The sequence below is a fragment of the Mesorhizobium sp. M7A.F.Ca.CA.004.12.1.1 genome (genome assembly GCF_003997835.1).
Classification (GTDB): domain Bacteria; phylum Pseudomonadota; class Alphaproteobacteria; order Rhizobiales; family Rhizobiaceae; genus Mesorhizobium.
This window is the reverse complement of the sequence record NZ_RZRK01000340.1, coordinates 1-6,267: the sequence shown is the minus strand read 5'-3', so window position 1 is coordinate 6,267 and position 6,267 is coordinate 1. Positions and strand designations below refer to the sequence as shown.

The 6,267-nt window shown below is 62.4% G+C and carries 3 protein-coding genes and 1 pseudogene; 1 reads left to right on the top strand and 3 read right to left on the bottom strand.

From position 1 onward, the window contains the following. Window positions 1-78 precede the first annotated feature (78 nt). The 3 genes from EN984_RS18610 to EN984_RS18600 all read right to left on the bottom strand — a co-directional run bounded on the left by EN984_RS18610 (window position 79) and on the right by EN984_RS18600 (window position 3,925). A complete protein-coding gene (locus EN984_RS18610) occupies window positions 79-1,248 on the bottom strand; it encodes an acyl-CoA dehydrogenase family protein (protein ID WP_127270389.1) in 1,170 nt (389 codons plus the stop codon). A 121-nt stretch (window positions 1,249-1,369) separates the two neighbouring features. Then, window positions 1,370-3,160, bottom strand: a complete 1,791-nt coding sequence (locus EN984_RS18605; protein WP_127270390.1) for an acyl-CoA dehydrogenase — start codon at window positions 3,158-3,160, stop codon at window positions 1,370-1,372. A 306-nt stretch (window positions 3,161-3,466) separates the two neighbouring features. After that, the gene (locus tag EN984_RS18600) at window positions 3,467-3,925 is read right to left on the bottom strand and encodes a MerR family DNA-binding transcriptional regulator (RefSeq protein ID WP_127270399.1); all 459 of its coding nucleotides are present in this window, start codon (window positions 3,923-3,925) and stop codon (window positions 3,467-3,469) included. Between the two features lie 455 nt (window positions 3,926-4,380). On the opposite strand from EN984_RS18600, the pseudogene EN984_RS18595 reads away from it, so the two are divergent. Further along, window positions 4,381-6,267 (top strand): annotated as a pseudogene (locus EN984_RS18595) (peptidoglycan-binding protein); the annotation flags it as partial.

Below are 6,267 nucleotides of genomic sequence, written 5' to 3'. Positions count from 1 at the left end.
GCCGCGCGGTGTGCGCACGGCGTCATAGACATAAGCTTCAGCCATTTGCTTGCTCCTTAGGTTTGCCTGATGTCGCTCTCAGAGAGAGCGGCCGATCAGCAATTTCATGATCTCGTTGGTGCCGCCGTAGATGCGCTGGACGCGGGCGTCGCGGAACATGCGGGCGATCGGGTATTCATTCATGTAGCCATAGCCGCCATGCAGTTGAAGGCATTCGTCGACGACTTTTCCCTGCAGGTCGCTGAGCCAGTACTTGGCCATCGACGCGGTCACAGGATCGAGGCCGCCGGCGATGTGGCGGGTGACGCAATCATTGTAGAAGACGCGGCCGACGGTGGCCTCGGTCTTGAGTTCGGCCAGCTTGAACTGGGTGTTCTGGAAATCGATGATCGCCTTGCCGAACGCCTTGCGTTCCTTGACATAATCAATGGTCAGCGCCAGCGCCCGCTCGATCATGGCAATGGCGCCGGTGCCGATCTGCAGCCGCTCCTGCGGCAATTGCTGCATCAGCTGGACGAAGCCCTGCCCTTCCTCATGGCCGAGCAGGTTGGAGGTCGGCACGCGCATGTCGTTGAAGAACAGCTCCGACGTGTCGTTGGCCTTGAGCCCGATCTTGTCGAGGTTACGGCCGCGCTGAAAACCTTCGACCTCGTCGGTCTCGACGACGATCAGCGAGGTGCCCTTGGCACCCTTCTCCGGATCGGTCTTGGTGACGACGATGATGAAGTTCGCAAGCTGGCCGTTGGTGATGAAGGTCTTGGAGCCGTTGATCTTGTACTGATTGCCATCCTTCTGCGCCCGCGTCTTGACGCCCTGCAGGTCGGAGCCGGCGCCCGGCTCGGTCATGGCGATGGCGCCGATCAGCTCGCCGGTCGCCAGTTTCGGCAGCCATTTCTTCTTCTGCTCCTCGGAGCCATAGTGGAGGATGTAAGGGGCGACGATCGAATTGTGCAGGCCGATGCCGAAACCGTCGACGCCGACATGGCCGATGGCCTCGATGATGGCGCTCTCATGCGCGAAGGTGCCGCCGGAGCCGCCATATTCCTCCGGCATAGAGGCGCAGAGCAGGCCGGCGGAACCTGCCTTCAGCCAGCTCTCACGATCGACCATCTCGTTCTTCTCGAACTCGTCGTAGCGCGGCGCGATCTCCTCCGACATGAAGCGATGCGCCATGTCGTAGAGCATGCCGACCTCGTCCGCCGCCCAAGCGGGCTTCGGAAGGCCAAGGATTTCAGCTGGGTTGGTCATGCTGGTATGATACTCCTCCCGACATGCATCATCGAAACTGAGGCCGGCGCACTGCCGCAGCGACCCCTCCCGACCCTTCGGGCCACCCTCCCCTCAAGGGGGAGGAGGACGCCGATCATCTTTAGAACGCTTCCGCCGGCAGTGCCATCAATGTGTCGGCGCCGCTCGAAATGCGGGCGAGATGCGCCGACGTCTCCGGCATGATCCGCTCCATGAAGAAGCGCCCCGTCACGACCTTGTTGTCGTAAAAAGATTGCGCGCCATTGGCGTCCGTCTTGCCAAGTGCCACCTTGGCCATCTGCGCCCACATATAGCCCAGAGCGACCAAGCCGAAGAGATGCATGTAGTCGGTCGAGGCGGCACCGGCATTGTCGGGCTTGGCCATGCCGTTCTGCACCAGCCACATGGTGGCGGCCTGCAAATCGTTGAGACCTTTCTTCAGCGCCTTGGTGAATGGCGCCATCTTCTCGTCGGAGCGGTTCTCCTCGCAGAACTCACCGACCTCCTTGAAGAAGGCCTGCACGGCGCGGCCGCCATTCAGGCCGAGTTTACGGCCGACGAGGTCGAGCGCCTGGATGCCGTTGGCGCCTTCATAGATCATGGCGATGCGGGCATCGCGCACGAACTGGCTCATGCCGTGCTCTTCGATATAACCGTGACCGCCGAACACCTGCTGCGCCATGACGGCGTGGTCGAAGCCCTTGTCCGTGAGCACGCCCTTGACCACCGGTGTCATCAGGCCGGTGTAATCGTCGGCGGCCTGGCGGTCCTTGTCGTCGCCGGAGCGGTGGGCAATGTCGGACTTGATCGCCGTCCACAGCGCCAGCGCGCGGCCGGCCTCGTTGAAGGCCTTCATGGTCATCAGGCTGCGGCGGATATCGGGATGGACGATGATCGGGTCGGCCTTCTTGTCCGGCGCCTTCGGCCCCGACAATGAGCGGCCCTGCAAACGGTCCTTGGCGTAGCCGACAGCGTTCTGATAGGCGATCTCCGACAGCGACAGCCCCTGCAGGCCCACACCAAGGCGCGCCTCGTTCATCATCGTGAACATCGCCTTCAGGCCGCCATTGGCCTCGCCGAGCAGCGTGCCCTCAGCCTCGTCATAGTTCATGACGCAGGTCGAATTGCCATGGATGCCCATCTTCTCCTCGATCGAGCCGCAGGAGACGGTGTTCCTGGTGCCCGGATTGCCCGATGCGTCGAGCTTGAGCTTCGGCACGATGAACAGAGAGATGCCCTTGACGCCTTCCGGCGCACCCTCGATGCGGGCCAGTACCAGATGGACGATGTTGTCCGACATGTCGTGTTCGCCGGCCGAGATGAAGATCTTCTGGCCTGAAATTTTATAGGTGCCATCGCCGTTCGGCACCGCCTTGGTCCGCAACAGGCCCAGATCCGTGCCGCAATGCGGCTCGGTCAGGTTCATGGTGCCGGTCCAGGCACCCTCGATCATCCTCGGCAACCATGTTGACTTCTGCTCGTCGGTGCCGTGGGTGATGATCGCGGCGATCGCGCCTTGCGTCAGGCCCGGATACATCATCAAGGACATATTGGCCGAGACCATATATTCGGCGACGGCGGTATGCACGGCATAGGGCAGGCCCTGGCCGCCGAACTCGACTGGTGCGGCCAACCCCATCCAGCCGCCTTCGCGATACTGGTCGAACGCCTCCTTGAAGCCTTTCGGCGTGGTCACCGAGCCATCGTCGTGACGCACACAGCCTTCCATGTCGCCGACACGGTTCAGCGGATGCATGACGTTTTCGGCGAGCTTGGCGCCTTCGGCCAGGATCGCCTCGAGCACATCGGGCGTGGCGTCGGCAAATCCGGGAAGGTTCGAATAACGCTGATAACCCAGAACCTCGTTGAGCACGAACAGCGTATCCTGGACCGGAGCCCTGTATGTCGGCATGCTTTTTCTCCACCCTGCAAACCCGGTCCGAATGCCCCGAAGACAAGCCAGGGGCGGCATGCGGACCCATATTGGGAGCGGGATAGCAAAAATTGACGTTTGCGTAAACGTCAATTTTTTCGATGCGACAAGATTCCCCGCCCACTGGAGCAATGAGCGTAGCGGCGCGACGATGCGCAAGCCAGCGCCGAAAGGCCATGAGAGTGGGCCAGGACAACGAAAAGCCGCGTGGCAGGCCACGCGGCTCGACAGAACTCAGACAATCAGCAGACGACTTGGTCTGCCGCAAATCCGAACGGATTTGTTTTAGCTGGCGGCGCTCGCCTGCGGCGCCGAACGCTCGCTCAGCATCTGGCGCACCGCCGACATCGAGCCGCTCAGCTCGTTGATGGCGTCGTCGATCAGCGCCCTTTGCTTCTGCAGGCGGGCAAGCTGCTTTTCCGACTTGTCCAGCGCGAGCTTGAGCTGCTTGGTGTTTGAACCGGTCGGATCGTAGAGATCCATCATCTGCTTGACGTCACGCAGCGAGAACCCGACCTTGCGGCCAAGCAGGATCAGCTTGAGGCGGGCCTTGTCGCGGCGCGTGTAGAGACGGGTCGACCCGTCACGCTGCGGGTTGAGCAGGCCTTTGTCTTCGTAGAAACGCAGCGTGCGCAGCGTCACTCCATATTTTTTCGCCATCTCGCCGATGCGGACGAGGTCCTCGCCGGTTTCGGCAGATATATTGGTATTGGCCGCGGTCTCGCCGGCCGAGATAAGCTTCATGGTCACTGGCTTTCCCCGTCTGGTGGCGTCGCGGTCTCGGACCATGCGTCGCCTGACTGGAAGCGGGGGCCTGCTTCCAGTCGTGGTTTCAACAAACAAATCGCAAACATGCGCTCAATGCGCCTTTTACGTTTACGTCAATTCTATACCGATTGCCGCATGATGACGCAAGGGCGTTCTGCGCGCCGCCCTTTATGCCGCACCGTCAGGCCGGCAGCCGGCATCCTTTCAATTTCTTAAGTTTGGTTAACGCGTTGTTTACCACGTTGGGGGAAATGTGGGCGCGTCGGCTACCCGTGTTTATCCTGTATCGAATTTTTCACGGTTTTTCGGAGCGCGGGCGAGAGCCCGGGAAGCTCGTCTTCCGCCGCGGCATCGCCGCCGGTCGCCTTCGTTCCGATAGGGACCTGGGGGAACTGGCCGCGAGCCAGCCATTCTGAAAGACGGACGCACCGATGAACAGCAAGCGGTCCTATCTCGACACACTCAATGCCGGCAGGCAGCGCAGGCCGCAGACCACGCTCGAGCAGTTGAACCAGTCGCTGGAGACACTGGAGCAGCGGCTGGAGCGGACGCGCGAGGATCCGGTGGCACGTCCCGAACTCCGCCAACCCGATCCACGCCAATATGGTGCCGATGCGCGCTATCCCGCGGCCCGGCCCGCTGGCCAGCAGCGCTGGTACGAGGACCCGCAGCCCGCGTCGCGACCGAAGAGCCCGATTCAGGGAGCCGCCGCTTTCGAGCAGAACTATCAGGCCATTGCCCGCGACATTGATCGCGTGCGCGGCCAGGAGGACGGCGTTGCCATGGTCGGCAAGATCGCCGGCGAATTGCGCGGCATGCGCGAGGAATTGCGCCACCAGATGACCGCAGGCCTGCAGCGGGAATTCGAAGCGCTGCGCAAGGACATCGAGCGGGCTTTCCAGTCAGGGGCAAGGCCCGGTGCTTCGGCCAAGGGCAGTGCTGAACTCGGCCTTGAGTTCGAGCGGCTTTCGGGCGCCATCCAGACACTGGCCGAGAAGAGCGACGACAGAAGCGTCAACATGCTGCGGCTCGAACTCGAACAGGTCAAAGCCGCACTCGAAACGCTGGCACGCGAAGAGAGCGTGCAGAAGGTCGACCGCCGCTGGGACGATTTCGATCGCCGGTGGACGGCGTTCGAAGACCGCGTCGACGCCGACCAGCGCAAGCGCTCGGACGACCCGGGCCTGTCTGCTCTGACCGCCCGGCTGGAGCAGATCAGCAATGCCGTCAACAATTTGCCGGAATCGTTGTCGCTGCGCTCGTTGGAGGAGAAGGTGCGCACGCTTGCCGGTGCCGTCGACCATTTGGCCAGCCAGCAGGACAATCGCGGCAGCGACACGCTTGGCATGATCGACGAGCGGCTGGACGAGATTTCCCGCGCCATCGTCGCATCCACGGTCGCCGCGCAAGCCAATTCATTCGACCACGAGGCTTTCGAGCGCATCGAGAGGCGGATCGACTCACTTGCCAGCCAGATCGAGGAAGTGGCGCAGGATCGTCCAGGCAACGCGGTCATGGACCGGTTAAGCACGCTGTCGGGCCGGGTTGACGAACTCGCCGGCCGCGCCAATCTGCCGGAGCAGGCGATGGAGCGCCTGGCCAAGCAGATTGCACTCATCGCTGACAAGATCGACCAGGCACCAGCCATGCCTGACGCCGACTACATCTTCCATGGGCTGGAGCAGCGCTTCGACGTGCTGTCGAGCATGATGGAACGCCGCCAGGGTGACGCCATCGAACAGGGCAACATGCTGTTCCGCGATCTCGAACGCAGGCTGGATGAGGTTGCCGACAGGCTGGACCAGCGCATGCCGCAGATCGACAGCGCCGGCATCATGGACGCCATCGATGCCCGCTTTACGGCGCTCGCCAAGCGTATGGAAACGCGTGTACCCGATCCCGCGGGCGAAGCCGCAATCCGCGGCCTGGAGAGCCGGCTCGAAGACATTTCAAGCCGGCTGGATGCGTCGGCCGCGCAGGTGGCCGGCATCGATCCGGCGCTGATCCGCAGCCTGGAAGCACAGGTTGCCGGCCTGTCCGCCCATCTTTCCAGGCCCAGCACCCCGCTGCCGGAATTCGAGGACATCAGCCCGCGTCTCAACGAAATTGAAAAGTCGCTCGCAGGAACCCGCGATTCCATCCTTGGCGCAGCGCGCGAAGCCGCCGAGAACGCGGTGCAATCACTTGCCGGTTCGAGCGCCAATACGACCGCTGTTTCCGGCCTCGCCCAGGATTTGAAGACGCTTGAAACGCTGACGCGGCGCTCCGACGAGCGCAATTCGAGAACGTTCGAGGCCATCCACGACACGTTGCTCAAG

Excerpts from the sequence above, each read along its gene's own strand:
- EN984_RS18610 (WP_127270389.1), bottom strand. The coding sequence starts at position 1,248 with ATGACCAACCCAGCTGAAATCCTTGGCCTTCCGAAGCCCGCTTGGGCG.
- EN984_RS18605 (WP_127270390.1), bottom strand. The coding sequence starts at position 3,160 with ATGCCGACATACAGGGCTCCGGTCCAGGATACGCTGTTCGTGCTCAAC.
- EN984_RS18600 (WP_127270399.1), bottom strand. The coding sequence starts at position 3,925 with ATGAAGCTTATCTCGGCCGGCGAGACCGCGGCCAATACCAATATATCT.